Genomic DNA, 23,027 nt, shown 5'->3' on the forward strand with positions numbered 1-23,027 from the left:
TCATCAGACCGCGGCGGCTCCGCTCACGATTTCCGAAAGTTCTTTGGTAATGGCCGCCTGTCGGCTCTTGTTGTAGACGAGCTGCAACTCACCGATCACGCTCTTGGCGTTGTCGGAAGCCGACTTCATCGCCACCATCCGCGCCGATTGTTCGCAAGCCATGTTTTCAGCCACGGCTTGGTAGATCAGTGCCTCGATGTAGCGCACGAGCAGCGCATCGATCACAGGTTTGGCGTCGGGCTCGTAGATGTAGTCCCAGCTGTGGGTCTTGGCATCACCGGCCTTGGCGTCCAGGGCGTGAGCTGGCAGCGGCACCAGGGGCTCGATCTCCGGCGCCTGCTTCATGGTATTGACGAAGCGGCTGAAGGCCAGATACACCGCATCGAGCTTGCCTTCCTGGTAGGCGTCCAACATGACCTTGACAGGCCCGATGAGCTTCTCGAGGTGAGGTTTGTCTCCGAGCTGCACCACTTGCGAGGTGATGTTCATGCCCAGGCGCTGCAGAATTTGCATGCCCTTGTTGCCGATGGCGCAGCATTCGATCTGCACTCCTTCGGCCTGCCATTCCTTGATCTTGCCCAGCGCCATGCGGATGATGTTGGTGTTCAACCCGCCGCAAAGCCCTTTGTCGGTCGTCACGAGAATCAGGCCGACGCGCTTGATCGGCTCGCGCTTGATCAGAAAAGGATGGGTGTACTCAGGGTTGGCCTGACGCAGATGGCCCGCAATGACGCGCACGGTATCGCCATAGGGGCGTGCCGCGCGCATGCGCTCCTGGGCCTTGCGCATCTTGGATGCGGCCACCATTTCCATCGCCTTGGTGATCTTGCGTGTGTTCTGCACACTCTTGATCTTGACGCGAATTTCTTTCATTCCAGCCATTGATTTACTCCTCGGTCAGACCGGCAGGCCGCGGGCCTTCCGGTCCTGTCCATCATGGAATGAATTAGTACGCACCGTTCTTCTTGAACTCGGCGATCGCGTCCTTGAGCTTGGCTTCGTCGTCCTTGGAAAGATCCTTGGCCGATTCGATGCTTTGCACCAGGGCAGCATGCTTGGTCTGCAGATGATCGTGCAGCCCTTTCTCGAAAGGCAGCACCTGCTTGACTTCGAGATCGTCGAGATAGCCGTTGTTCACTGCGTAGAGCGAAGCCGCCATCTGCCAGACCTGGGCCGGCTGATACTGGGGCTGCTTCAGCAGTTCGACCACGCGACGACCGCGTTCGAGCTGCTTGCGGGTCGCTTCGTCCAGATCGGAGGCGAACTGCGCGAACGCTGCCAGTTCACGGTACTGGGCCAGGTCGGTGCGAATGCCGCCGGAGAGCTTCTTGATGATCTTGGTCTGTGCCGCACCACCCACCCGCGACACCGACACGCCCGCGTTGATCGCAGGACGCACACCGGCGTTGAACAGATCGGTTTCGAGGAAGATCTGGCCGTCGGTAATCGAGATCACATTGGTCGGCACGAAGGCAGACACGTCGCCCGCCTGCGTTTCGATGATGGGCAGCGCGGTCAGCGAGCCGGTCTTGCCCGTCACAGCGCCGTTGGTGAACTTCTCGACATATTCGGCGCTGACACGGGCGGCGCGCTCGAGCAGACGGCTGTGCAGGTAGAACACGTCGCCAGGATAGGCTTCACGGCCCGGGGGACGGCGCAGCAGCAGCGAGATCTGGCGATACGCCCAAGCCTGCTTGGTCAGATCGTCATAGATCACCAGCGCGTCCTGGCCGCGGTCGCGGAAGTACTCGCCCATGGTGCAACCGGCATAAGGCGCCAGATACTGCATGGCGGCGGAATCCGACGCGGAGGCAGCGACAACGATGGTGTATTCCATCGCACCGAACTCCTGCAGCTTGCGCACCACGTTGGCGATGGTCGAAGCCTTCTGGCCGATCGCCACGTAGATACAGATCAGGTCCTTGCCCTTCTGGCTGATGATCGAGTCGACGGCCACGGCGGTCTTGCCGGTCTGGCGGTCGCCAATGATCAACTCACGCTGGCCACGGCCGACGGGCACCATGGCGTCGATCGCCTTGATACCGGTCTGCACCGGTTGCGACACGGATTGGCGCCAGATCACGCCTGGGGCGATCTTTTCGATCGGATCGAGTTGCTTGGTTTCCACCGGGCCCTTGCCATCGATGGGCACACCCAGCGTGTTGACCACACGGCCGATCAGCTCGGGGCCGACGGGCACGGAAAGAATCTCACCGGTGCACTTGACGGTGTCGCCTTCGGAGATGTGCTCGTAGGGGCCCAGAATCACCACACCGACCGAATCGCGCTCAAGGTTGAGTGCCAGGCCAAAGGTGTTGTTCGGGAATTCGAGCATTTCGCCCTGCATCACGTCGGACAGCCCATGCACCCGCGCAATACCGTCGGTCAGGGACACGACCGTGCCCTCGTTGCGGATATTGGCGCTGGCGCCCAGACCTTCGATGCGGCTCTTGATGAGTTCGGAAATTTCTGCGGGATTGAGTTGCATGGGAGCCTCTAAAACTTTAAGCGGTGAGAGCGACTTTCATCTGCTCCAGCCGGGCGCGGACCGAGGTGTCGAGCACTTCGTCGCCAACGGCGACACGCACTCCCCCGATGAGCGACGGATCGATTTCCACGGTGGCGTGCAGCTTGCGGCCATATTTGCGCTCGAGCGCCCGGAGCAGGCCATCGAGCGCCTCGCCCTCCAGCGGAAACGCGCTGGATACCACAGCCTCGACCTTCCCTTCGGCTTCGTCCTTCAGCGCACGGAACTGCTCCGCGATCTGGCCGGACGCCGCGAAACGCTGGTTCTCGGCCAGCATCTCGACCAGGTTTTTCAGCGCTGGGGGCACGGAGCCGGGCAAGGCACCCAGGACCAGATCGGCCAACTGGCGCGCCGAGACCTTGGGGCTACCGATCACGTCGCGCAGGGCAGGGTCTGCGGCAATCTGCGCAATCTGATCCAGCGTGTCGGCGGCCTGGGCGGCGGGAAGACCGGAGTCTCGTACTGCGGCGAAAGCAGCTTCGGCGTAGGGCCGGGCAATGGTGGCGAGTTCTGCCATGGCGCGCTCCGATTACAGCTCGGCCTTGAGCCGGTTCAGCAGATCGGCATGCACCTGCGGATTGATCTCGCGATGCAGAATGGCTTCGGCACCCTTGACCGCCAGTGCCGCCACCTGGTCGCGCAACTGCTCGCGAGCCTTGACAGCCTGCTGATCAGCCTCCGATTTGGCCTGCGCCACGATGTTCGCAGCGACCTCCTCGGCCTTCTTGCGGGCCTCCTCGATCACGGCTTGCGCACGGCGCTCGGCGTCGGCAAGTCGACCGGCGCTCTCGTGATGCGAGCGAGCCAGCTCTTCCTCGACCTTGCGGTTGGCCGAAGCGAGTTCGGTCTTGGCACGATCGGCGGCTGCCAGGCCGTCGGCGATTTTTGTTGCGCGCTCATCGAGGGCCTTGGTGATGGGTGGCCACACGAATTTCTTCGTGAACCACGCCAACAGCAAGAAAACGATGATCTGCGCAATGAGTGTTGCGTCCAGATGCATGGCGCTAACCTTTGCTTCAGATGGGTGAACAGATCGTTGCTGGAATCAAGCGTGGATTACTTCAGCACGAACGGGTTGGCGAAGGTGAACATCATGGCCAGACCGACACCGATCAGGAAGGCCGCGTCGATCAGACCGGCCAGCAGGAACATCTTGGTTTGCAGTTCGTTCATCAGCTCGGGCTGACGTGCGGCGGACTCGAGGTATTTGCTACCCATGATGCCGATGCCGATACAGGCGCCATTGGCACCCAGACCAATGATCAGACCAGCGGCCAGTGCGACATATCCGAGAACGTGTTCCATGCTTGCTCCTAGTGAGTTGAAGAGTTAAAGAGGTAAAGAGAAAAGAAACGAAAGCGATCCAAAAGGATTAGTGATGATCATGCGCCTGGCCGATATACACCAGGGTCAGCATCATGAAAATGAAGCCCTGCAGCACGATGACCAGCAAACTGAAGATCGACCAGGCCAGGCCGGCGGCGATATTACCGACAAACAAGGCCCAACCCGTCAGACTGCTCAAGCCAGCCGCACCCATCAGGGCGATGATCATGAACAGAATTTCTTCGGCGTAAAGGTTGCCGAACAACCGCATGCCGTGCGACAGCGTCTTGGCCAGGTACTCCAGCACCTGCATGGCGAAGTTCAGCGGCCAGAGCAGAAAATGATTGCCGAACGGCGCGGTGAAGAGCTCATGCACCCAGCCGCCAATGCCCTTGATCTTGATGCCGTAATAAAGGCTCAACAACAGAATGGTGATCGACATCCCCAGGGCGACCGACAAGTCGGCCGTGGGTACGACGCGCATATACATGTGTTCGGGGTCGTGCCCGGCGGCAGCTCCGGCCGTTTGCCAGAGGCGCGGCAGCAGGTCCACCGGGAGCAGATCCATGAGGTTCATCATCACGATCCAGACAAACGAGATGAAGGCCAGCGGGGCCACGAACTCACGGGACTTGGCATTGCGCACGATGCCGCGAGCCTGTTCGTCGACGAACTCAACCAGGAATTCCACCGCGGCCTGCATGCGCCCGGGCCGACCGGTGGTCATATTCTTGGCGACGCGCCACAACACGTAGCAGGCAATCACCCCCAGAAGCACGGAGAAAATGATGGAGTCGATATCGACGATACCGAAGTCAATCACCCCGGCACGCGGACCGCTGGTCCAATGCGTCAGGTGGTGAACGATGTACTCGCCTGCGGTGATGGTGTGTTGGTCTGCGGACATGGTCGACTAATGAAGGAGGGTCGCTTGCGCGACGCGACTTGAATGGATCAGGCGGCGCAACTCGTTTTTTTGCCACGCAGAAGCAAGGCGACCCAGTACACCTGCAAGGTCACAACGACTGCGATCAGCATCGCCGCCCAACTCAGCGGCTGGACAATGCGAGGCGCAAAAAACAGAAGCACAATGGTCAAACCGATTTTCAACAACTCACCCAACGCAAAACCGTAAACGGCCACGCCAGGCTTCAATTTGGACAGCCAGAACTGAATGGACAGCGCAAACAGCGCCGAGGGCACCGCGATGATGGCCGCACCGTACAGCGCCGACAACACCACCGAGCCCCGACCCGAAGAGACGAACCAGGCCCCCAGCGCCACAACCACACCCACCACAGCCTGCAGCGCCACGACGCGCCACACGGAAACCTGCGGCTTGCGCAGCAACAGACCCTGCACCTCTGCGCGTGTGAGCGGCGGAGCGGACGGCGTTTCTTGCTCGTCTTTCCAGGGATCGGTGGATGGCACGGTTTGGTTCAAAGCGAAAACACTCGGATCAACAAAGTGGGGGTGGGACTATGCCCGGGGGTCGGCAGCCTCGTAGGCCTTGCCTCGCCTTGCCTCAAACCCCTGCGGGTTGTTGCGGCGGGTAACAATTGGCTTACAGGTCAAACGGCGAAAGTATAGGGGAAAGTCGATACTGCACCAGCTTTTTTCGTGCCGGAGCACCTAAGATTGTGTCGGGTCAACGTTCCGTCCTTCCTCCTGGCACGCGAATGCACGGGGGCCGCATTTCGTGCATTCCCGGCGTCGGGCCGCAACCCTCGCACTCCCATGATTGTCTTTCTGGTTTTCTTACATCTTGTCGCCGCCTTCATCTGGATGGGGGGCATGGCGTTCATTCTTTTCGCTATGCGGCCCGCGGCCTTGGCCACGCTGCAGGCACCGACGCGCCCCCAGTTCATCCTGGCAACCCTGGAGCGATTTTTTCCTCTCGTCTGGCTCAGCATCGGCGTGATCCTGGTCACCGGCTTGATCATCATGCTTCAGGTGGGCTTTGCACAGGCGCCCATCGGCTGGCACGCGATGTTCGGCATCGGGCTGGTGATGATGCTGGTTTTTGCGCACCTGTTTTTCGCGCCTTACCGACGCGCCAGACGAGCGGCAGCCGTGCAGGACTGGCCCGCCACGGCGCGGGGACTGGAGCAGATTCACCCCTTGGTGATTCTCAATTTCACGCTGGGCTGGCTCGCCATTGCGGCGGCACTGTTCTGGCGCTGACGCCCAACCGGGACCGGGCGACCCTCAGTCGGTGAAGGACGGTGCCGCCATCAGTCGGCTCAGCTCATCCCACGCCGCATCCGGGGTGATTTGGCGCAGGCAATGGAGATGCCCGAGCGGGCAAGTGCGCTGAAAGCACGGGCTGCAGTCGAGATGCAGCCACAAGGCAGCGCTGCGATGGGCCGCTGGCGGCGTATGCCGCGGATCGGTCGAGCCATACAGCCCGAGGGTCGGCCGCCCCAAGGCCGCCGCAACGTGCATCAGGCCGGAATCATTGCTTACCGCGCCACTGCAATCGGCCAACAGGGCGATGGCCTCTTCCAGGCGTGTTGCGCCACAAAGGTTCACGCTGCCTGCCGCGCCCGCAGCAATCTGCGCGCCGATGGCGCCGTCGCGCGATGCTCCGAGTATTGCAACGCCATAGCCCCCCTGCTGCGCCCGTCCTGCCAGTGCGGCGTAATGGTCAACCGGCCATTGTTTGGCCGGACCATACTCGGCGCCCGGGCAGAGGGCGATCCAGCGTTGCGGCAACCCAAACCGCTGGCGCGCTGCCTCAGCCTGCTGAGACGCTATGGACAGCACTGGCTCGGGCAACACCTGCGCTGCGGAGATCTGAGCCAATGCAGCGTAATGCTCTCGCATGTCCGCCCGCAATGCCTGCGCGGGCTGCGGCATGCGGCAGGACACAGGCGAAAGCGCCATGGGTTCGGCTGCCTTGATGGCTCGCTGATCGGTGATATCGACACGGTCCGTCAGCAATACGCCGCGCGCCTCGCCGAGGTATCCGATGCGCCGGGGAATACGCGCCAGCCACGGCACCAGGCGCGACTTGATGTTGTTGCCGAGCACGTAGGCACGCTCGAAACCTCGGCCTCGCAGTTGCGCAGCAAGCTGTCGACGAAGATTGAAATCGAGTCGGCCATGCGCAAAGGGCGCCTCAATGACCTCGTCCACGCTCGGCATGGCCCGAAGCACCGGCGCCACGCTGGGCAGCCCCAGCGCCGTGATGGTCGCGCCGCCTCTGGCCAGCAAGGCCACCAAAGGCTGGGCCATGACCGCGTCGCCGATCCACTGGGGCGCGATCAGCAGCACACGGGTCATGCCGTATGCGCGCTCAATGGCCGCGCACCACTTCGCCTTCCGCCAGCCGGTAGCGGGTGCCGCAGTAGGGGCAGGCCGCTTCGCCGTGCGTGATGTCGATGAACACCCGCGGATGGCTGCTCCAGATCGGCATGTTCGGATTGGGACAATGGGCCGGAAGATCCTTGGCCTTGAGTTCGACCACGGGCATGTCGGGCTTGGGAATGGCGCTCATGTGCAAACCTCAGTCAAGTGGTGGGGACGTCGTGGTCAGACCATCGAAAGCCAGTTGGCGTACTTCGGATTGCGTCCACCGACGATGTCGAAGAAGGCATTCTGGATGCGCTCGGTGATCGGGCCGCGATGCCCGGGGCCGAGGGTGATGCCGTCAAGCTCGCGAATGGGCGTGACCTCGGCCGCGGTGCCGGTGAAGAAGGCTTCGTCGGCGATGTAGACCTCGTCGCGCGTGATGCGCTTTTCCTTGATGGTCAGACCCAGATCCTCGCAGATCGCGAATACGGTCTTGCGAGTGATGCCGTTGAGCGCGCCCGAAGACAGGTCCGGGGTGTAGAGCACGCCGTCGCGCACGACGAAGATGTTCTCGCCCGCGCCCTCGCTCACGAAGCCCTGCGGGTCGAGCAGCAGCGCCTCGTCGTAGCCGTCGTTGGTGACTTCCATGTTCGCCAGAATGGAATTGGTGTAATTGCTCACCGCCTTAGCGTTGCACATGGTGATGTTCACGTGGTGGCGGGTGTAGCTGCTGGTCTTGACGCGAATGCCGCGCTTGAGACCGTCTTCGCCGAGATAGGCGCCCCACGGCCACGCCGCGATCATCAGATGAATGGTGTTACCCCGCGGCGAGACGCCGAGCTTCTTGTCGCCGATCCAGGTCAGCGGACGGATGTAGCAGGAATCGAAGCCGTTGGCCTTGACCACGTCGATCTGCGCCTGCATGGCCTGCTCGACGGTGAAAGGAATCTCCATGCGCAAGATCTTGGCGCTATTGAACAGACGCTCGGTGTGATCGCGCAAACGGAAGATGGCCGTGCCCTTGTCGGTCTTGTAAGCCCGCACGCCCTCGAAGGCGCCGCAGCCGTAGTGCAGGGTGTGAGTCAGCACGTGGATCTTGGCATCGCGCCATTCGACGAGCTGACCGTCCATCCAGATTTTGCCGTCGCGATCCGACATGGAAGCAGGCATGACCATGATGTGTTGTCTCCGGGAGGTAAAAGGGTGATTCTAGAAACTCCGCAGCAGACGTGCGCTGCGCGGAGTCTGCTGCCTTACAGCGCCGTCAATGCCGCGTCGTAGTTGGGTTCGTGGGCGATTTCGTGCACAAGCTCCGTGTGCAGCACGGTGTTGTCCTTGTCGAGCACCACTACCGCGCGGGCGCAAAGCCCGGCAAGCGGACCCGCGGCGATGCCCACGCCATAGGACTGGGCAAAGCTGCGGTCGCGCATTTCCGAAAGATTGACCACCTTGTCCAGGCCTTCTGCGCCGCAGAAGCGGGCCTGGGCGAACGGGAGGTCAGCGGAAATGCACAGCACCACGGTATCGGCCTTTTCACTGGCCCGCGCATTGAAGGCTCGCACCGACTGCGCACAGGTGGGGGTGTCGATGGACGGGAAGATGTTGAGCACCTTGCGCTTGCCCGCGAAGTCTGCCAGGGTGCGATCGGTCAGGTCTTTGTCGGTCAGGCGGAAATCCGGGGCTTTGCTGCCTTTGGCAGGCAGTTCGCCGCTGGTGGGAACGGGGTTGCCATGCAGATGCGTGGTGGCCATGCGAGTCTCCTTCGGGATGTAGTCAGCGGATGACGAAGGCTTGCATGGTAGAGGCGCGGCCACTTTTTTTCAGGCACCGTCCGCCCTGACGGGTCGGCTCAATCCTTGCGCGTGACTTCGGCGTGAACCTGCCCCGAGGGCACATGGCGCGCGGCGGATTGCACATGACCGGCCTGATCGTCGAAGAAGAAGTCGGGCTGGAATTCGCGCAGGAATGGTCCTTTGTCCAATCCACCGAGAAACATGGCTTCATCGACGGCGATGTTCCAGTGCATCAGGGTACGGACGGCGCGCTCGTGCGCCGGGGCACTGCGCGCCGTAACCAAGGCCGTACGCAGGCGCATGGGTGTGGAGCCATCGGCGCTGGCCCGCTGCAGGCGGTGCAGGGCTTCGAGCAGGGGCTTGAAGGGTCCGGGCGGCAGTGGCAAAGCGGCCTTGCGGGCCTCGTGTTGCTGGAACGCGGGCAGCCCCTCGGCCTGGAACACCCGTTCGGCCTCGTCGGAAAACAGCACCGCATCACCGTCGAAGGCAATGCGCACTTCTTCAGGGTGCGCCTCGGACGCACGGGCCGAGTCGGGATAGACCTGCGCTGCAGGATAGCCTGCGTGCAAGGCGGCGCGTACATCGTCCGTATCGGCCGACAGGAACAGATTCGCCTGCAGCGCCTGAAGGTATTGATAGGGCGCCCGCCCGCGGGTGAACACGCCGCGCTCGATGGCCGTGCCGTGGTGCTTGGCGGAATGGAACACCCGCAGCCCGGACACCGGATCGTTGCGCGACAGCAGCACCACTTCCACCCGGTCGCGCTGCGCGTCGCTGGTGTTGAACGCCAGCAGTTTGAGCACCAGCTGAAACGCCACGCCGGGAGATGCGGGACGCTCCAGCCGGTCGAGCTGCAGCTGCATGTAGGCAGCATCGTCGGCCTGCTCGAAGACGCGGTTCTCCTCCTCGAAATCGAACAGGGCCCGGGAGGAAATCGCCACGACCAGACGGTCGTTCAGATCGGCTGGCATGGGTTTATTTCACGAGATTGTTCATCTGGATGATGGGCATCATCACCGCCAGCACGATGAGCAGCACCATACCGCCCATCACCAGGATGAGCAGCGGCTCAAGAATGGTGGTCAGGGTCATGGCGCGCCGCTGCACTTCCTGGGCGTGCTGCACGGCGGCGCGGTCAAGCATCTGCGGCAGCGTGCCGGTTTGCTCGCCCAAACGGATGAAGGTGATGAGCACGGGCGGGAAACGCTTGTGCAGCGCCAGCGACTGCGCCAGCGAGGCGCCCTCGCGCACCAGGGCGATGGCCTCTTCGGCGTCGGCCTTGAGCAGGCTGTTGCTCAGCGTGTCGGCAGCGGCCTGCAACGCACGTAGGATAGGCACGCCCGCAGCACCGAGAATGCCCAGGGTGCTGGCGAAGCGGGCCGTATTCAGGCCTCGCACCAGACGCCCGAACAGAGGGCTGCGCAGCATCAGGCCGTCGAACGCCAGGCGCGGGCCGGGCAGTTTCATGGCCTGCGCGAAAACGATCCCGCCGATGACCAGCACGATCAGGATCAGCCACCCCCAGGCCCGCATGAAATCGGACACCGCGATCAGGCCGACGGTCAGCAAAGGCAGCTTCTGGTGCGCTCCCTGAAACACGCCGACGACCTGTGGCACGACATAGGTGAGCAGCAGCACCACCACCGTGACGGCCACCAGCACCACGATGGCCGGATAGGCAAAGGCCTGCACCATCTTGCCTCGCAAGGCCTGCCGGTCTTCGAGATAGTCGGCCAGGCGCTCCATCACCAAGCCCAGGTCGCCACTGTCTTCTCCGGCACTCACCAGCGCCCGGTAGATCGGCGTGAATTCGCGCGGATACTGCGCCAGCGCCGCGCCCAGACTGTGCCCCGCCGACACTTCGCTCTTCAGGTTGGACAGCAGGTTGCCGACCTCGGCGCGATCGGCATCTTCCGCCAACGCGGACAAGGCCTTCTCCACCGGCAGGCCCGAAACGAGCAAGCCGGCAAGCTGGCGGGTGAACAGGGTGCGCTCCTGATTGTTGAAGACCTTGCGGGCGAACCGGCGCACACCGGCCTGGGCGGCCTCCTCAAAAATGCCATCGACCTGCAGCGGGATGAGGCCGCGGCTGCGCAACAGGGTGCGCGCGCCACGCGCACTGTCGGATTCGAGTACGCCGGATTGCTCGGCGCCAGTGGCGTCAAGGGCGGTGAAGCGGTAGGCGGGCATGGTGGTGCGGAAACCCCATCGTCGGGAAACTCAGTCGCTCAGTCGCGCGTGACGCGCAGCAACTCGGTCAGGCTGGTGATGCCGCTGTCAATGTAGCGCTGCCCGTCCTGACGCATATTGCGCATCCCGCCCGCCTGTGCAAGCCGCCTCAATTCGGCCTCGGAGGCACGAGCGTGAACGGCCGCGCGCAAGCGGTCGTCAACCTCGAACAGCTCGAACACGCCGGTGCGGCCGGTGTAGCCGGTGTGGTTGCAGACCGGACACCCCACGGGCGCGAAGCCCTGCCCATCCGGTGCGGGCCCCTTGCAGGCGGGGCACAGCTGACGCACCAGACGCTGCGCCAGCGTGCCCAGCAGCGACGAGGCCAACAGAAAGGGTTCGACGCCCATGTCGGTCAGGCGCGTGACGGCGGAAACGGAGTCGTTGGTATGCAGGGTGGCGAGCACCAGGTGACCGGTGAGCGAGGCCTGGATGGCGATCTGCGCGGTTTCGAAGTCGCGGATCTCGCCGATCATGACCACGTCGGGATCTTGCCGCAGGATGGCGCGCAGGGCGCGGGCAAAGCTGAGATCGATGCGGGCGTTGACTTGCGTCTGGCCGATGCCGGGCAGGTCGTACTCGATCGGATCTTCCACCGTCATGATGCTGGTGGTGCTGGCATCGAGCCGGCTCAGCGCGGAGTAGAGCGTGGTGGTCTTGCCGCTGCCGGTCGGTCCGGTGACCAGAAGGATGCCGTGCGGCGCACGAATGAGCGCATCGAAATGATCGAGCATGTCGGGCGCCATGCCCACGGCGCGCAGATTCAGCCGCGCGGCCGATTTGTCGAGCAGGCGCAGCACGGCGCGTTCGCCATGCGCGCAAGGCAGGGTGGACACGCGCACATCGAGGGTGCGGCCACCGATGCGCAGGGCGATGCGGCCGTCCTGGGGCAGGCGCTTCTCGGCGATGTCAAGCTGGGAAAGAATCTTGATGCGCGAAATCAGCGCGCCATGCAAGGCCTTGTTGGGCCGGACCACTTCGCGCAGCGTGCCATCCACCCGAAACCGCACAACCGACGAGGTTTCGTAAGGCTCGATGTGGATATCGGATGCCCCCTCGCGCGCCGCCTGGGTGAACAGGACGTTGAGCATGCGGATGATGGGGGCGTCGTCCGCGGCTTCGAGCAGATCCTCCACGGCCGGGATGTCCTGCATGAGCCGGCCGAGATCGACGTCGCCCTCGACCTCGCTGATGACCGCGGCCGCGCTGCCATCGCGGGCGGCGTAGGCGGCGCCAATGCGGGCCTGCAGGTCTTCGGCGCTGGTGCGGTGCACCGCGCGCAGCACATGCTGGCGCTGGACCTCGGCCAGCGCGGCGGGCCGGGTGTCCTCGCACATCCACAGCTCGACGCCCTGGCCATCGTCTTCGGCCAGCACCGCCTGGTCGCGGCAGAAGGTATAGGGCAGGGGATGACGCGCGGACATGGGACTCAGTGCTGCGGCGTAAGGGTGACGCGCAGATGTGTACCCCGCACCTCGGTGACGTAGCGCGTGGTCTGGCTCAGGTTCAGGATCACCCGGGTCTTGCCCTGACCGTCCATCACACTGGCGGACTGCAAGGGCCCGAGATCAAACGACTGGGTCTTGCTGCTGAGCTGGGACTGCGCCCCCTGGAAATCGAGGATCAGCCGGATGGGGTCGCTCAGGGTGAACGCCGTCGGCGGCGCGGCCAGAGGCTGGGAGAAGCCGATCTCGACCTCGGTTGCACCGGCTTGAGCCTGGGCCTGCAGGCTTTGCAGGGCATTGGCAGCGGTCGGGCCGCCGCGGCTCATGGCCTTGGTCGAAGCCGACGACTGTGTCGAAGCGCTGCCTGGTGCCGACGCGCCTGCGGGCGCCCCGCCGCCATCGTCTCGGAGCGAGGGCATCACCGGGCCTGGCATGTCGGGCATGCCCAGTTGCGCGGGCAATTGCGCATTGCCCTGCAGACCACGCATGGTGTCATAGCGCTGCTGGCTCAGGATGTTGCCCTGGTTCTCGGTGCGCACCACGATGGGCCGCAGGAACACCATCAGATCGGTCTTGGTCGCGGTACGCGAATTCGAGCGGAACAGCGCGCCAATGCCGGGGATGTCACCCAGGCCCGGAATCTTGCTGTTGTTCTCGCTCACGTTGTCCTGCATCAGCCCGCCGAGCACGATGGTCTGGCCGTCGTTGACCAGTACGGCGGTCTGGATGGAGCGCTTGTTGGTGATGATGCCCGCACTGTTGGACTGGCTGGAAATGCTCGACACTTCCTGATAGACATCCATCTTGATCGCGCCGCCCGCGGTGATTTGCGGCCGCACCTTCAAGGTCAGGCCCACGTCCTTGCGCTCGATGGTCTGGAACGGCGTGACCGTGGCGGTGGAACCGGTCTGCGCGTACTGCCCGGTGATGAAGGGCACGTTCTGGCCGACGACGATCTTGGCCTCTTCGTTGTCCAGGGTCATCAGATTGGGGGCGGAGAGAATGTTGGCGCCGTCGTGCGTCTGCAGAAAGTTGGCCAGCAGGCCGAGCGTGACCACCCCGGCGAAGTTGTGCAGCACACCAATGTTCAGACCGGTGGGGACGGTCAGCGTGCCGCTGGTGATGGCGGACGCGGCGGTGCTTCCGCCGCTGGACAGGCCGGCCTGCAGATTGATGATGTTGCTGCCGCCCGTGCCGAAGTTGGTGCCGCCGACGATGGCGTTGTTGTTGCCGCTGCTGGCGGCGATCGACTGCCACTGAATGCCCAGTTGTGCCGCCTTGTTGGCATCGACCTCGGCAATCAGCGCCTCCACATAGACCTGCGCCCGGCGCACGTCGAGCCGCTCGATCACCCGCCGCAACTGCATATAGACCGGCTGCGGGGCGTTGATGATCAAGGCGTTGAGGGCGTTGTCGGCATACACCGTGCCGCCCTGCGGCAGATTCACCGTGGCGTCACTGGCCGTGGACGTGAAATCCGGCGTCTGGCCCAGCCCCGGGCTGGTGGTGCTGGACGAGCCGGAGGTGGACGAGGCGGAGGGATTGTTGCCGTTGCTCAGACTCTGCGAATCGCCGAGGCTCTTGCTCTGCGACCGCCCTTCCGCTGCACTGCCCGAACCTTGCGCCGCCAGCACGCCGCGCAGGGTGCGCGCCAGGTCGGCGGCGTTGGCATTGCGCAGGTACACCACGTGGATGTTGTCCTGATCGTTCTGCGGACGATCGAGACGGCGGATCATCTGTTCGATCTGCGCGAGTTGCGCGCCGTTGGTGGCCCGCACGATCAAGGAATTGCTCGCGTTCTCCGGCAGGATGACCGCGCGCATCGCCCCACTGCTGCTGGCGACTGCGGCCTGGGCCCCGGCCGCACCCGGTGTGGCGGCGTTGACGGTCTGCATGTCGATGAGCTTTTGCAGCGTGGGCGCCAGATCGCTGGCCACGGCATAGGTCAGCGGCACCACGGTGACCTCGGTGCCGGTAGGCACGTCGAGCGCGGCGATGATGCGCGCAATGCGCTTGAGGTTGTCGGCGTAGTCGGTCACCACCAGCGCGTTGCCCGAAGGGCTGACGTTGATGGTGTTGTTGGGCGAAATCAGCGGCCGCAGCACCGGCAGCAGACTGTTGGCCGAGGCATTGCGCAGCTGGAAAATCTGCGTCACCACCTGATCGCCGCGCCCCGGAATGTGGGACGGCGCCAGTCCGACGCCCACGGGGCCGCTTTGCAGCTTGGCGTCCGCCTCGGGCACGACCTGGAACACGCCGTCATGTTCCACCACGGCGAAGCCCGCCAGGCGCAGCTGCGTGAGCAGCGCCTGGAAGACCTTCTGCGGCGGCACCGGCTTTTCGAATTGCAGGGTGACCTGACCCTTCACCCGCGGGTCGACGATGAAATTGCGCCCCGTCGCCGCAGCCACGGCCTGCACCGCGCTGGCGATGTCGGCGTTCACCAGATTGATGGTGAGATCGCCGTTGGCGCTGCGCGTGGCATCGCCTGCCGTGCCCGAGGGCGGCGGTGCCTGGGCCATCACCGGCTGCAGCATCAAAAGCGGAACGAGCAGCAGCACCAGCAGACGGCGGCTCCAGCGGCTGTCTTGGGTTCTGTGTTTCACGTGTGGATGCATCGCAGCGTTCCTTGATTCTTGTGATCTTCTACGGCTGTCGGGACGCAGACGCCCTCAGAGCGCAATCTGGACATGGTCGCCGTCGCGCCGTCCGAGCAGCGAGAGCAGATTGGCCATCGCCGCCTCGTTGCCCGGCGTCGCCCGGCCGGTACCGAGAAACTGCAGCGCCTGGCCGTTCCAGACCCCCTTGCCCTCCAACAGCAAAGGCCCTTTGTCGCTGCGCAACGCCACTTGCGCGTCGGCCCCCTGGCCGACGATGTTGAGGGTGTAGCTGCCGATGGGCGCCACCACGCTCAATCGGGAGGCCACATCCGGCAGATCGATCTGCACCTGTCCGCCGAGCCGCATCCGCCCTGCCACCGATTCTAGGTGCAGGCCCCGCAAGGTAAATTGCGCCTGTCCCTGCAGCGCAACGGTGTTCCAGGGCGTGCCCAGGCCCTCGAGCACCGAAAGCGGCAGCGCGCCCTGCCACGCCTCGTCCGGCCCACCGCCTGCGGGGCGCAAGGCCAAGGTGCTCTGCGAGAGGCCGAATCGGGCGTCCACCTGCAGCGCTTGCGGCGAAACCGTGGGCCAGTCGATCTGTGCCTGCAAGGCGCCGCGCCAGAGCGAGCCCAGACGCACGGTCCAGTGCAGCATGCCGGGCAGCACGGTCGCGCCGCGGCTGCCCGCGCCTCCCTCGAGCACCAGCAGCGCCGAACCGTTGTGCCAGGTGCCCTGCGCCTGCGCCAGCAGCACGCGCTGGCCGCTGGCCCGCCAGACCGCCGCACTCAGCCAGCTCGCCGGAGCCTGCCACAGCAGCCCCCACAGCACGCCCAGAAAAGCGGCCAGCCATAGCCAGCGTCGATTGAACGGACGCCGCCGCTTGACCGGCTTGCGCGACGACGACCGGCCACGAGCCGATGCGCCGGAGCGACGTTTGCCGGCGGACGACCCTTCGCGAGCCGAGGAGGAGGTGATTGCGCCTGCCATTCATCCGCCACCCGATCCTTGCCGCGACAGATGCACCGTCCCGCCCAGCGTGCCGCCCGCGCCGCGCTTGAGGTCGGCGGCGTCGATCTGCGCCGACCAGTCGCGCCGCGCCGTCTGCGCCAGCGCCGCCAGCGTGGCCGGACGCAGCGACGTGAGCTGCAGCGTCACCTCACCCGGCAGCACCTGGGCCTGAACCGTGGCGCCCGGATCGACGCGCTTGAACCACGCCGCAATGGCTGCCTGCAGATCGCCGTTGAACGCGGGCACCGACGGCGCATTGCGCAGGGCGGCGATGCTCTGCCCTTCTTGCTGCAGCGTCTGCAATTGCTGTTGCAGGCTGACGATGCGTTGCGGTGCCGTCTGCAGCGTGCGCCAGGCGGGACGGACGGCCAGCAACCACAGCAGCGCTGCCACGACCACCACCGTGGCCGATCCGATCAGCACCCGCTCACGCCCCGACATCTGCGCCCAGCGCTGACGGCCGTAGGTGACGGCCTGCGGCAGACCGCGGTACCAGAGCGCCGACAGCGAAGCCACGCGACTGTCCGGCGCACTCACTGGACGACCCTCCGCGCTGCGCGCTGCGGGATGAGCGCTTGGGAGCGGCCCGGCGCGCCCCGCTGAACGACCCTCCGCGCTGCGCGCTGCGGGATGAGCGCTTGGGAACGGCCCGGCGCGCTCATGGCGCCGCCCCCGTCACGCTCAACACATCGCCCTGCGCCACGCAGGACAGCCCGGCGGGCGCGCAGCGGGCCGCCGCCTGGGCGGCCGCGTCGCCCGGCAGGCTGAGCTGCAACTGGCCCGGGCTGAATGTCAAGGCCGTGGGAACGACCCCCGGCGGCACGACGGCGGTGGCGCGGCCCATGAGCACGTCGAGGTCGCCGTCTCCCGGGCGGCCGGTGCGCAGGCGCGCGTCGTTGAGCGCACGCTGCACTTGCAGCTTCGCATCGAGGATGGCGGGCACGCCGGGCAGCGCTTCGGCAGCCGTGACATCGAGTTTTTGCCGCAAGGCTTGCTCCTGCCGCGAGAGTTTGAATGCCGCCGCGTTCATGCCCACCAATTGCAACGCGGCCAGCAGTCCCGCCAGGGCGCCGGCGCGCCGCCAGGCCGGCGTGGCGAGTTGCTCCCTCACCCCCGCCCAGCCGCGCGACAGCGCATGCTTGGGCGCGAGGTCGAACTGCCGCAGGTTCCACGGCGACTGTGCGGCACGCGCCATCCAGCCTGCGTCGTTGAGGGTGGCCGGGGTGAGTTCGGGCGGCAGGTCGAGCCAGCCCAGTTGCGGCTGGGCCTGGTCCTGAACCCAGAGATGCTCGGGCGTGACGGGCAGAGGCAAGGCCTGGGGCGCGGCGGCATCGGCCGCCAGAATGAGGGGCAGCCAGGCGGCTTCGCCCTGCAGATCGCGCCACAGCAGTCGCGGCCCCTGCTCGGAGGTCTGCAGCAGAGCGTCACCCGGGGCCAGCAGAGCCGCTTCGGGGACGATCTGCTCGGGCTCCTGCCCGGCCTGCGTCAGATCGGCAATCACCTGCTGCATGGCGGTCTTCTGCACCGCGCATGCGAGCGACACGGCACCGTCCTCGCTGAGCGGGCCGACGGCCAAATGGAGCTGTCCGGCGTCCTGCAGCAACCGGTCTTCGAGGGCGCCGCTCAGGGCGGCCTGCAAGCGGGTTGGGGGCATGGCCGGAAGGGTGACCGCCATGACCGAGGCGTCAAGCACGTCGACCACGGCGATCACCCGCGCCCCGCGCGGCAGCAAGGCAACCTGTTCGCGGCCGACGGATTGCAGCTTGCCGTTGGCGCTCAGCAGCACGTACTCCAGCTCCGGCAACGGGTGCGCGGAAGCCAGAGGCGGCAGTCGAAGGACCAGGGTTTGCATGGTGGCGGCGATTGTAGAGAGGCTTTGTTGCAGTGAAGGTACTGGAAAAACACCAAGTTGCAACACATTCTTGAAACGGGTTCGTCCTGGGAGGCCATCGGGCTCGTCAGTTTGCGCTCTGTCCACTGTCCGGTGCAGCCGCCAACCAGGGGGGCACACGCTGGATGCGCACCACCTGCGAGAACACGCCGGCGCGCTGAATCAGCGCGCGCTCGGCATATTCCAGCTTGTCGATGCGTACCCGGGCGATGGCTTCAAAGTAACCGGTCGCCACGCTGACCAGTTGTGGATTGACGGTCGTGCCCTGCGGCAGCGCCGAGGTGATGTCGGCCAGATTGCGGAAGTAGGCGCGCTTGCGGGCCTCGACGAGCGCCTGCGCGGCGTCGGCATCCACCCCGAGCACGGCGGCCAGAACCATGGGGCTGGCCGTGTTGGCATTGACCGGGGTGGCCTGCGGCAGCAGGGTGACCACGGGGGCGAGCCTGGGCAGGGCCTCGGCCACGGTGGTGCCCAGACGGGCCAGATCCTGCAGTTGCTGCAAGGGAAGTGGCGAATTTGCAACATTGCTCTGACTTGCCGCCCCGACGGGGTTGCTGGCCGCGACCCCGTTGGCGATGTCCGCCGCTACGCCAGCCGGCAGTTGCAGCGCGGCGCACAGGCGCTGGAAGGCCAGCAGGGCCTGCGGATCGACGGTTCCCGCCGGCGCGAGGTCGCGCAGATTGAAGCGGCTTTGCGCGTCTTCGATGCGCCCTTCGAGCCAGGCGTCGGGCAGGCCGGCGCTGTCCTGGCCGCGCGCGGCCAGAAACGTCGACAGCCGCGCTTCGGCCAGCGGAACCGACCAGGGTTCGCCGAGGTAGTCGGCCGTGGAGGTGTTGGCGTCCTCGCGCAGAATCAGCCGTGCCCAGTCGATCGAGCCACGCAAAATCCACCGCGCCTGGGTTTGTTCACGCGCTGTCTGTTCGCGCGCAATGGCGCTCCACTGGCCCCAGAACATCCCCGAGACCATCACGGCGGCCAGGGCGGCGATCAGCATGGCGGTGATGAGGGCCGCGCCCCGCTGACGCCCGTTGCGCAGCGCCACCGATTGCCGGCGAGCGGGCGGCGCGTTCATTCGTGGTCGTCCAGCAGAAAGTCGCGCTGCAGTTCGCCGGTGAGCGGCGGTTCGCTCAACTGCAGCCGCAGCCGCACCGCGGCCGGGGTGACGGTGTTGGAGGCCAGGGTGATGATGGTGGTCGCGGCCGCGCTGGCCGGGGCGATCGGGGTGTTGCCCGTGGCGTTGGCGTTGGCGGCCGTGCCCGGGTTGACCCAGGCGCCAGACTGCTGCAGCAGGCCAATGCCGGCATAGCGGTAGAACTGGATCTGCATGTCCGCCACCCCGGGCAGGATGGTCAGCAGCGGCGCGGCAGGGTTCTGCAGCGCCGACTGCAGCACAGCCCGGTTGTCGGTGGGCGTGCTGGCGCTGCGTTTGAGCGCCCCGCCCTGCACCGTCCAACGCACCACCTGCAGATCACCGGCCTGGGGCGGCAGCCCGATCTGCGCGCCCATATCGGCGCGCAGATCGCCCCCTAGAGGCTGAGCGGGACGCCGCACGATGAACAGATTGCCGCCGATCACGCTCACCGCGGGCAACCCTGCGCCTTGCGCCACGGCATGGCGCAGGTCGTCGCCGAGCTGCTGCAGACCGTCGGCCAGACGCGAACTTGCGGTGAAGGCGCTGCTGGCCTCGTCACGGCTGCGCGCCACCGCATCGAGTCCGCGCCAGCCCAGCGCCGCCACGACGGCGAGAATGGTGACGGCCACCAAGAGTTCGATCAGCGTGAACCCGGCACGGCGGCGCCGCGCGGCGTGGGCAGAGTCGGACGGCGAGCGCATCTACAGATTTCCGATGATGGTGACCACCTGCCAGGCGCTCCAGCCGCTGGCATCGAGCACGTTGACCTGAACCCGCCTGAAGTTCGGATTGGGCGTGGGCATGACATCGACCGCCACGGTGAACGGCACATTCGCCTGGGTGCAGGATTGCGTGCTCTGGCCCACCGAGAGAAACGTCTTGCTCAGGCGCTGATCGACCAGGAAATCCTGCGCGCACTGCTCGGCCAGCACCGTAAGCCGGTAACGCTGCGCGTTGTCGCTCACACTGCCCGCCGCCCGCATGGCGGCGAGCAGCGCAATGGCCACCACCGCCAGCGCCACCAGAACTTCGAGCAGGGTGAACCCACGGGAGGTTGCCCCCACGCTTGCCGCTGACGCGGCGGCGCTGCCCCCGAGGGGGCTGGCCCAGCCTTGGGGCGGCCCGGCGGCCGGGCCGTTGCCCCCACACTTGCCGCTGGCGCGGCGGCGCTGCCCCCCGAGGGGGCTGGCCCAGCCTTGGGGCGGCCCGGCGGCCGGGCCGTTGCCCCCACACCTGCCGCTGGCGCAGCGGCGCTGCCCCCCGAGGGGGCCATCGCCACCCCGGCCCTCCCCATAGGCGGGGAGGGCGTGATCACTCCTCCCCCACCTCGTGGGGGAGGTTGGGAGGGGGAGAAACCCGTCTTCGGGCGGCCCGGCGACGGGGCCGACGCCCTCAATGAGCGCGCTGGAACGCGAAGGGGCCCGCGCGTCATGATCGGCTGCGGCTGACGACGAAGGGCGCGAAGCCGTCGGACTGAATGCGGTCGCGCTCGGCGCCATCGGACAGCACGATCTCGATCGGGCCGCCCACCGGCTCGGAGCCGAACAGCAGCCAGCTCGGCGGCGTACCCAGACTGCGCACCCCGCCCTCGCGCAGATGCACCGTCACCATTCCTGCGGAATAGGCCGCCTCGCGCGGCTGGCCGCCCAGCGCACTGCGCCAATCCTGAGGCGCGACGTCATGCTCGCCGCCCAGCCATGGCCACAGGCGCGGACGCAGCAAATCGGAATCCACCGGCTCCCAGCCCTGCGGCCCGATCTGCACGAAGGCATAGCCCGTCGGCCCGCTGGCCCAGGCCAGGGGCACGCCGGTCTCCGCCGCATGTTGACGGGCCGCGTCGAACAGGGCCGAGAGTCGCTGCGCTTCGCGCTGCATCTGCGCATTCTCGGAGGGTGGCAGGGCAAACGCCGCCAGCGCGGTGACCATCCCGACGATGATCAGCGCCACCAGCATCTCCAGCAAAGTGAATCCCCTGGAAGGCCCCCACCGCGCTTGTCGCCAACGCGGCGGCGCCAGCCCGAAGACGCCGTTGCTGGACTTACTGCCAGCTTCCGATGTCGGCATTGGCCCCCTCTCCGCCGGGTTTGCCGTCTGCGCCATAGCTGAACACGTCCACCGGGCCCTTCACGCCCGGATTGAGGTACTCATACGCGTTGCCCCAAGGATCGGTCGGGAGTTTTTCGAGGTAGGGCTTCCAGTTGTTCGGGATCGGGGGGGTGGTCGGCTTGACCACCAGCGCCTGCAAACCCTGCTGCTGGCTGGGATAGATGCCGTTGTCGAGCTTGTACAGCTTGAGCGCCTGCATCAGGGTGGCGATATCCGTCTTGGCGGCGGTCTGACGCGCCTCGTCGGTGCGGCCCATGATGTTGGGCACGATGAGCGCGGCCAGCACCCCCATGATGACCAGGACCACCATGAGCTCGATCAAGGTGAACCCCCTGGCCTTGCGCAGGGCAGCGTGCCCGGGGGGCGCGGCAAGAACCATCAAACCATCCTTCATCGACTTCACCTTTCGAGACACGCCGGGCCATGTCCGGCCATTTTCATCCCCTCGGGGGATGCCGCCGCCATGGGGCCGCCCGGGAACGCGCGCTGAGCGGATAATAAAGGCCTCATGTTGCGAACCTCGATCCCATTCCCCGCCATGAACAGTGCCTCTGCGCACCGCAGTCGGCAGGTGGCCCTGATGCTCGGCGTCCTGCTGGCGTTCGCCTGCGCGGCGCTTGCCGTCACCTGGGTGTTGCGACTGGTGGCGTCGCCGCAGACGGTTCCGGCCGGTGCGCAGCTCATCGGCGCGCTCTCGCCCGAACAGGCCGCGCGGCAGGCGGCAAGGCTGTTCGGCGCCGAACCGGTGGGCGCGGCCAGTGCCGCCCCGTCCGCGCCGAGCAGGTTTCGTCTGTACGGCGTGATTGCCGGAGGTGACAGCGGCTCGGCGCTGATCGGCGTCGATGGCAAACCGCCTCGCGCCGTCCGCGTGGGCGACCCCGTCGCACCTGGCATCGTGCTGCACGCCACCGGCTACAAAATCGTCTGGCTCGATTACAACGGCACACGCCAGGAGCTGAAGATGGATCCGCAGCACGCCTTCTCCTCCAATAGGGGCTTCAATCCGCCAAGCTTCGCGCAGCGCCCCCAGCCGTTCCCGCAGCCCCCCCTGGCGGCACCGGGCATAGCGCCGGCCCAGGTGACGCCAGCCACAACGGACAACGAGCGGTAAGGCCTTGCCGCACACGCTGCCCCATGCGTCGCAAGGCGGGCTTCTGCGCGGCTTGGGTTCTGACAACGACAGCTCCTTACAGGACGCAAATCAACCCGCTGTACCCCATGCGGGCGCGCTTTTTATAATGCGGCCATTGTCTGGCGCCATTTGAGCCTCATCTTGGGCAGAGAAACCTGCCCATTGCGGCGCCTTCCGATTTCACGGGATTTCCATCATGCCGATCTACGCCTACAAATGTGATGCCTGCGGCCACACCATGGACGCGCTGCAAAAAATGTCAGACGCGCCGCTGACCGACTGCCCGCATTGCGGCAAACCGGCGCTGCACAAACAGGTCACTGCCGCCGGATTCCAGCTCAAGGGTTCGGGCTGGTATGCCACTGACTTCAAGGGCGGCGGCGGCGCCAGCGCCACGGCGGCTCCTGCTGCGGCCGCGGCCTCTTCCTCTTCTTCAGACAGTGCGGCGCCCGCCGCGTGCGGAGCTTCGTGCGCCTGCCATTGATGGTTCGCAGGGCCGGACGGCCCTCCGCCAGGGCGCTCGGCTCGCTGAAGCGGCCCTGCC

The 23,027-nt window shown here is 65.8% G+C and carries 26 protein-coding genes; 3 read left to right on the plus strand and 23 right to left on the minus strand.

Going from position 1 to position 23,027, the window contains the following annotated elements; genetic code table 11:
• Positions 1–3: 3 nt before the first annotated feature.
• The 7 genes from atpG to BVH73_RS06330 form a co-directional block, all read right to left on the minus strand.
• Entirely contained in the window at positions 4–882 is an 879-nt protein-coding gene (gene atpG / locus BVH73_RS06300) for a F0F1 ATP synthase subunit gamma (protein ID WP_079417102.1), read from the minus strand.
• Between the two features lie 64 nt (positions 883–946).
• The gene (gene atpA, locus BVH73_RS06305; RefSeq protein WP_079417104.1) at positions 947–2,488 is read right to left on the minus strand and encodes a F0F1 ATP synthase subunit alpha; all 1,542 of its coding nucleotides are present in this window, start codon (positions 2,486–2,488) and stop codon (positions 947–949) included.
• Between the two features lie 16 nt (positions 2,489–2,504).
• Complete coding sequence (locus BVH73_RS06310; protein WP_079417106.1) at positions 2,505–3,044, minus strand: F0F1 ATP synthase subunit delta; 540 nt, start codon at positions 3,042–3,044, stop codon at positions 2,505–2,507.
• 12 nt (positions 3,045–3,056) lie between these two features.
• Positions 3,057–3,527 (minus strand): F0F1 ATP synthase subunit B, encoded by a 471-nt coding sequence (locus tag BVH73_RS06315; RefSeq protein WP_079417108.1) that lies wholly within the window; start codon positions 3,525–3,527, stop codon positions 3,057–3,059.
• A 56-nt stretch (positions 3,528–3,583) separates the two neighbouring features.
• Positions 3,584–3,832 carry a F0F1 ATP synthase subunit C gene (gene atpE, locus BVH73_RS06320; RefSeq protein WP_013107156.1) on the minus strand — a complete coding sequence of 83 codons (249 nt, stop codon included), beginning with the start codon at positions 3,830–3,832 and terminating at the stop codon, positions 3,584–3,586.
• 67 nt (positions 3,833–3,899) lie between these two features.
• On the minus strand, positions 3,900–4,760 hold the full coding sequence (atpB, locus tag BVH73_RS06325) for a F0F1 ATP synthase subunit A (RefSeq protein WP_079417110.1): 861 nt from the start codon (positions 4,758–4,760) through the stop codon (positions 3,900–3,902).
• A 47-nt stretch (positions 4,761–4,807) separates the two neighbouring features.
• Positions 4,808–5,203, minus strand: coding sequence for an ATP synthase subunit I (locus BVH73_RS06330; protein ID WP_245800441.1), 396 nt, complete (start codon positions 5,201–5,203; stop codon positions 4,808–4,810).
• Positions 5,204–5,647: 444 nt separating this feature from the next.
• Between BVH73_RS06330 and BVH73_RS06335 the strand changes: the two genes are divergently transcribed.
• The gene (locus BVH73_RS06335) at positions 5,648–6,037 is read left to right on the plus strand and encodes a CopD family protein (protein WP_342746332.1); all 390 of its coding nucleotides are present in this window, start codon (positions 5,648–5,650) and stop codon (positions 6,035–6,037) included.
• Positions 6,038–6,061: 24 nt separating this feature from the next.
• Here BVH73_RS06335 and waaF read toward each other — a convergent pair whose 3' ends face one another.
• From waaF to gspG, 16 genes are all read right to left on the minus strand, one after another.
• Positions 6,062–7,138 (minus strand): lipopolysaccharide heptosyltransferase II, encoded by a 1,077-nt coding sequence (gene waaF / locus BVH73_RS06340; protein WP_079417116.1) that lies wholly within the window; start codon positions 7,136–7,138, stop codon positions 6,062–6,064.
• A 13-nt stretch (positions 7,139–7,151) separates the two neighbouring features.
• Positions 7,152–7,352, minus strand: coding sequence for a zinc-finger domain-containing protein (locus BVH73_RS06345; RefSeq protein WP_079417118.1), 201 nt, complete (start codon positions 7,350–7,352; stop codon positions 7,152–7,154).
• A 35-nt stretch (positions 7,353–7,387) separates the two neighbouring features.
• Positions 7,388–8,323, minus strand: coding sequence for a branched-chain amino acid transaminase (locus BVH73_RS06350; RefSeq protein ID WP_079417120.1), 936 nt, complete (start codon positions 8,321–8,323; stop codon positions 7,388–7,390).
• 77 nt (positions 8,324–8,400) lie between these two features.
• Positions 8,401–8,898, minus strand: coding sequence for a thiol peroxidase (tpx, locus tag BVH73_RS06355; protein ID WP_079417122.1), 498 nt, complete (start codon positions 8,896–8,898; stop codon positions 8,401–8,403).
• A 98-nt stretch (positions 8,899–8,996) separates the two neighbouring features.
• Entirely contained in the window at positions 8,997–9,911 is a 915-nt protein-coding gene (locus BVH73_RS06360; RefSeq protein WP_079417132.1) for a 5'-nucleotidase, read from the minus strand.
• A gap of 4 nt (positions 9,912–9,915) precedes the next feature.
• Positions 9,916–11,130 carry a type II secretion system inner membrane protein GspF gene (gene gspF / locus BVH73_RS06365; RefSeq protein ID WP_079417134.1) on the minus strand — a complete coding sequence of 405 codons (1,215 nt, stop codon included), beginning with the start codon at positions 11,128–11,130 and terminating at the stop codon, positions 9,916–9,918.
• Between the two features lie 38 nt (positions 11,131–11,168).
• A complete protein-coding gene (gene gspE, locus BVH73_RS06370) occupies positions 11,169–12,593 on the minus strand; it encodes a type II secretion system ATPase GspE (RefSeq protein WP_079417136.1) in 1,425 nt (474 codons plus the stop codon).
• A 5-nt stretch (positions 12,594–12,598) separates the two neighbouring features.
• A complete protein-coding gene (gspD, locus tag BVH73_RS06375; protein WP_245800442.1) occupies positions 12,599–15,220 on the minus strand; it encodes a type II secretion system secretin GspD in 2,622 nt (873 codons plus the stop codon).
• 66 nt (positions 15,221–15,286) lie between these two features.
• Positions 15,287–16,201, minus strand: a complete 915-nt coding sequence (gene gspN / locus BVH73_RS06380; RefSeq protein WP_079417140.1) for a type II secretion system protein N — start codon at positions 16,199–16,201, stop codon at positions 15,287–15,289.
• The gene (gene gspM / locus BVH73_RS06385; RefSeq protein WP_245800443.1) at positions 16,202–16,759 is read right to left on the minus strand and encodes a type II secretion system protein GspM; all 558 of its coding nucleotides are present in this window, start codon (positions 16,757–16,759) and stop codon (positions 16,202–16,204) included.
• A 121-nt stretch (positions 16,760–16,880) separates the two neighbouring features.
• Complete coding sequence (gene gspL / locus BVH73_RS06390; protein WP_079417142.1) at positions 16,881–18,074, minus strand: type II secretion system protein GspL; 1,194 nt, start codon at positions 18,072–18,074, stop codon at positions 16,881–16,883.
• Between the two features lie 106 nt (positions 18,075–18,180).
• A complete protein-coding gene (gene gspK, locus BVH73_RS06395) occupies positions 18,181–19,185 on the minus strand; it encodes a type II secretion system minor pseudopilin GspK (RefSeq protein WP_079417144.1) in 1,005 nt (334 codons plus the stop codon).
• A complete protein-coding gene (locus BVH73_RS06400) occupies positions 19,182–19,946 on the minus strand; it encodes a PulJ/GspJ family protein (RefSeq protein ID WP_079417146.1) in 765 nt (254 codons plus the stop codon). The genes gspK and BVH73_RS06400 overlap by 4 nt, the downstream gene beginning before the upstream one ends.
• A complete protein-coding gene (gene gspI, locus BVH73_RS06405; RefSeq protein ID WP_245800444.1) occupies positions 19,947–20,309 on the minus strand; it encodes a type II secretion system minor pseudopilin GspI in 363 nt (120 codons plus the stop codon). It lies immediately after the preceding gene.
• 364 nt (positions 20,310–20,673) lie between these two features.
• A complete protein-coding gene (locus tag BVH73_RS06410) occupies positions 20,674–21,309 on the minus strand; it encodes a pilus assembly FimT family protein (protein ID WP_079417148.1) in 636 nt (211 codons plus the stop codon).
• Entirely contained in the window at positions 21,284–21,730 is a 447-nt protein-coding gene (gene gspG, locus BVH73_RS06415) for a type II secretion system major pseudopilin GspG (RefSeq protein ID WP_154048435.1), read from the minus strand. Before gspG ends, BVH73_RS06410 begins: the two co-directional genes overlap by 26 nt.
• 159 nt (positions 21,731–21,889) lie before the next feature.
• Between gspG and BVH73_RS06420 the strand changes: the two genes are divergently transcribed.
• Together BVH73_RS06420 and BVH73_RS06425 are read left to right on the plus strand one after the other, a co-directional pair.
• Positions 21,890–22,462 (plus strand): type II secretion system protein N, encoded by a 573-nt coding sequence (locus tag BVH73_RS06420; RefSeq protein ID WP_245800445.1) that lies wholly within the window; start codon positions 21,890–21,892, stop codon positions 22,460–22,462.
• Positions 22,463–22,679: 217 nt separating this feature from the next.
• The gene (locus BVH73_RS06425) at positions 22,680–22,967 is read left to right on the plus strand and encodes an FmdB family zinc ribbon protein (protein WP_079417152.1); all 288 of its coding nucleotides are present in this window, start codon (positions 22,680–22,682) and stop codon (positions 22,965–22,967) included.
• Positions 22,968–23,027 lie beyond the last annotated feature (60 nt).

This window comes from Thiomonas intermedia (assembly GCF_002028405.1).
GTDB classification, from domain to species: Bacteria; Pseudomonadota; Gammaproteobacteria; order Burkholderiales; family Burkholderiaceae_C; genus Thiomonas; species Thiomonas intermedia.

Excerpts from the sequence above, each read along its gene's own strand:
- atpG (WP_079417102.1), bottom strand. The coding sequence starts at position 882 with ATGGCTGGAATGAAAGAAATTCGCGTCAAGATCAAGAGTGTGCAGAAC.
- atpA (WP_079417104.1), bottom strand. The coding sequence starts at position 2,488 with ATGCAACTCAATCCCGCAGAAATTTCCGAACTCATCAAGAGCCGCATC.
- BVH73_RS06310 (WP_079417106.1), bottom strand. The coding sequence starts at position 3,044 with ATGGCAGAACTCGCCACCATTGCCCGGCCCTACGCCGAAGCTGCTTTC.
- BVH73_RS06315 (WP_079417108.1), bottom strand. The coding sequence starts at position 3,527 with ATGCATCTGGACGCAACACTCATTGCGCAGATCATCGTTTTCTTGCTG.
- atpE (WP_013107156.1), bottom strand. The coding sequence starts at position 3,832 with ATGGAACACGTTCTCGGATATGTCGCACTGGCCGCTGGTCTGATCATT.
- atpB (WP_079417110.1), bottom strand. The coding sequence starts at position 4,760 with ATGTCCGCAGACCAACACACCATCACCGCAGGCGAGTACATCGTTCAC.
- BVH73_RS06335 (WP_342746332.1), top strand. The coding sequence starts at position 5,648 with ATGGCGTTCATTCTTTTCGCTATGCGGCCCGCGGCCTTGGCCACGCTG.
- waaF (WP_079417116.1), bottom strand. The coding sequence starts at position 7,138 with ATGACCCGTGTGCTGCTGATCGCGCCCCAGTGGATCGGCGACGCGGTC.
- BVH73_RS06345 (WP_079417118.1), bottom strand. The coding sequence starts at position 7,352 with ATGAGCGCCATTCCCAAGCCCGACATGCCCGTGGTCGAACTCAAGGCC.
- BVH73_RS06350 (WP_079417120.1), bottom strand. The coding sequence starts at position 8,323 with ATGGTCATGCCTGCTTCCATGTCGGATCGCGACGGCAAAATCTGGATG.
- tpx (WP_079417122.1), bottom strand. The coding sequence starts at position 8,898 with ATGGCCACCACGCATCTGCATGGCAACCCCGTTCCCACCAGCGGCGAA.
- BVH73_RS06360 (WP_079417132.1), bottom strand. The coding sequence starts at position 9,911 with ATGCCAGCCGATCTGAACGACCGTCTGGTCGTGGCGATTTCCTCCCGG.
- gspF (WP_079417134.1), bottom strand. The coding sequence starts at position 11,130 with ATGCCCGCCTACCGCTTCACCGCCCTTGACGCCACTGGCGCCGAGCAA.
- gspE (WP_079417136.1), bottom strand. The coding sequence starts at position 12,593 with ATGTCCGCGCGTCATCCCCTGCCCTATACCTTCTGCCGCGACCAGGCG.
- gspN (WP_079417140.1), bottom strand. The coding sequence starts at position 16,201 with ATGGCAGGCGCAATCACCTCCTCCTCGGCTCGCGAAGGGTCGTCCGCC.
- gspL (WP_079417142.1), bottom strand. The coding sequence starts at position 18,074 with ATGCAAACCCTGGTCCTTCGACTGCCGCCTCTGGCTTCCGCGCACCCG.
- gspK (WP_079417144.1), bottom strand. The coding sequence starts at position 19,185 with ATGAACGCGCCGCCCGCTCGCCGGCAATCGGTGGCGCTGCGCAACGGG.
- BVH73_RS06400 (WP_079417146.1), bottom strand. The coding sequence starts at position 19,946 with ATGCGCTCGCCGTCCGACTCTGCCCACGCCGCGCGGCGCCGCCGTGCC.
- BVH73_RS06410 (WP_079417148.1), bottom strand. The coding sequence starts at position 21,309 with ATGCCGACATCGGAAGCTGGCAGTAAGTCCAGCAACGGCGTCTTCGGG.
- gspG (WP_154048435.1), bottom strand. The coding sequence starts at position 21,730 with ATGGTTCTTGCCGCGCCCCCCGGGCACGCTGCCCTGCGCAAGGCCAGG.
- BVH73_RS06420 (WP_245800445.1), top strand. The coding sequence starts at position 21,890 with ATGAACAGTGCCTCTGCGCACCGCAGTCGGCAGGTGGCCCTGATGCTC.
- BVH73_RS06425 (WP_079417152.1), top strand. The coding sequence starts at position 22,680 with ATGCCGATCTACGCCTACAAATGTGATGCCTGCGGCCACACCATGGAC.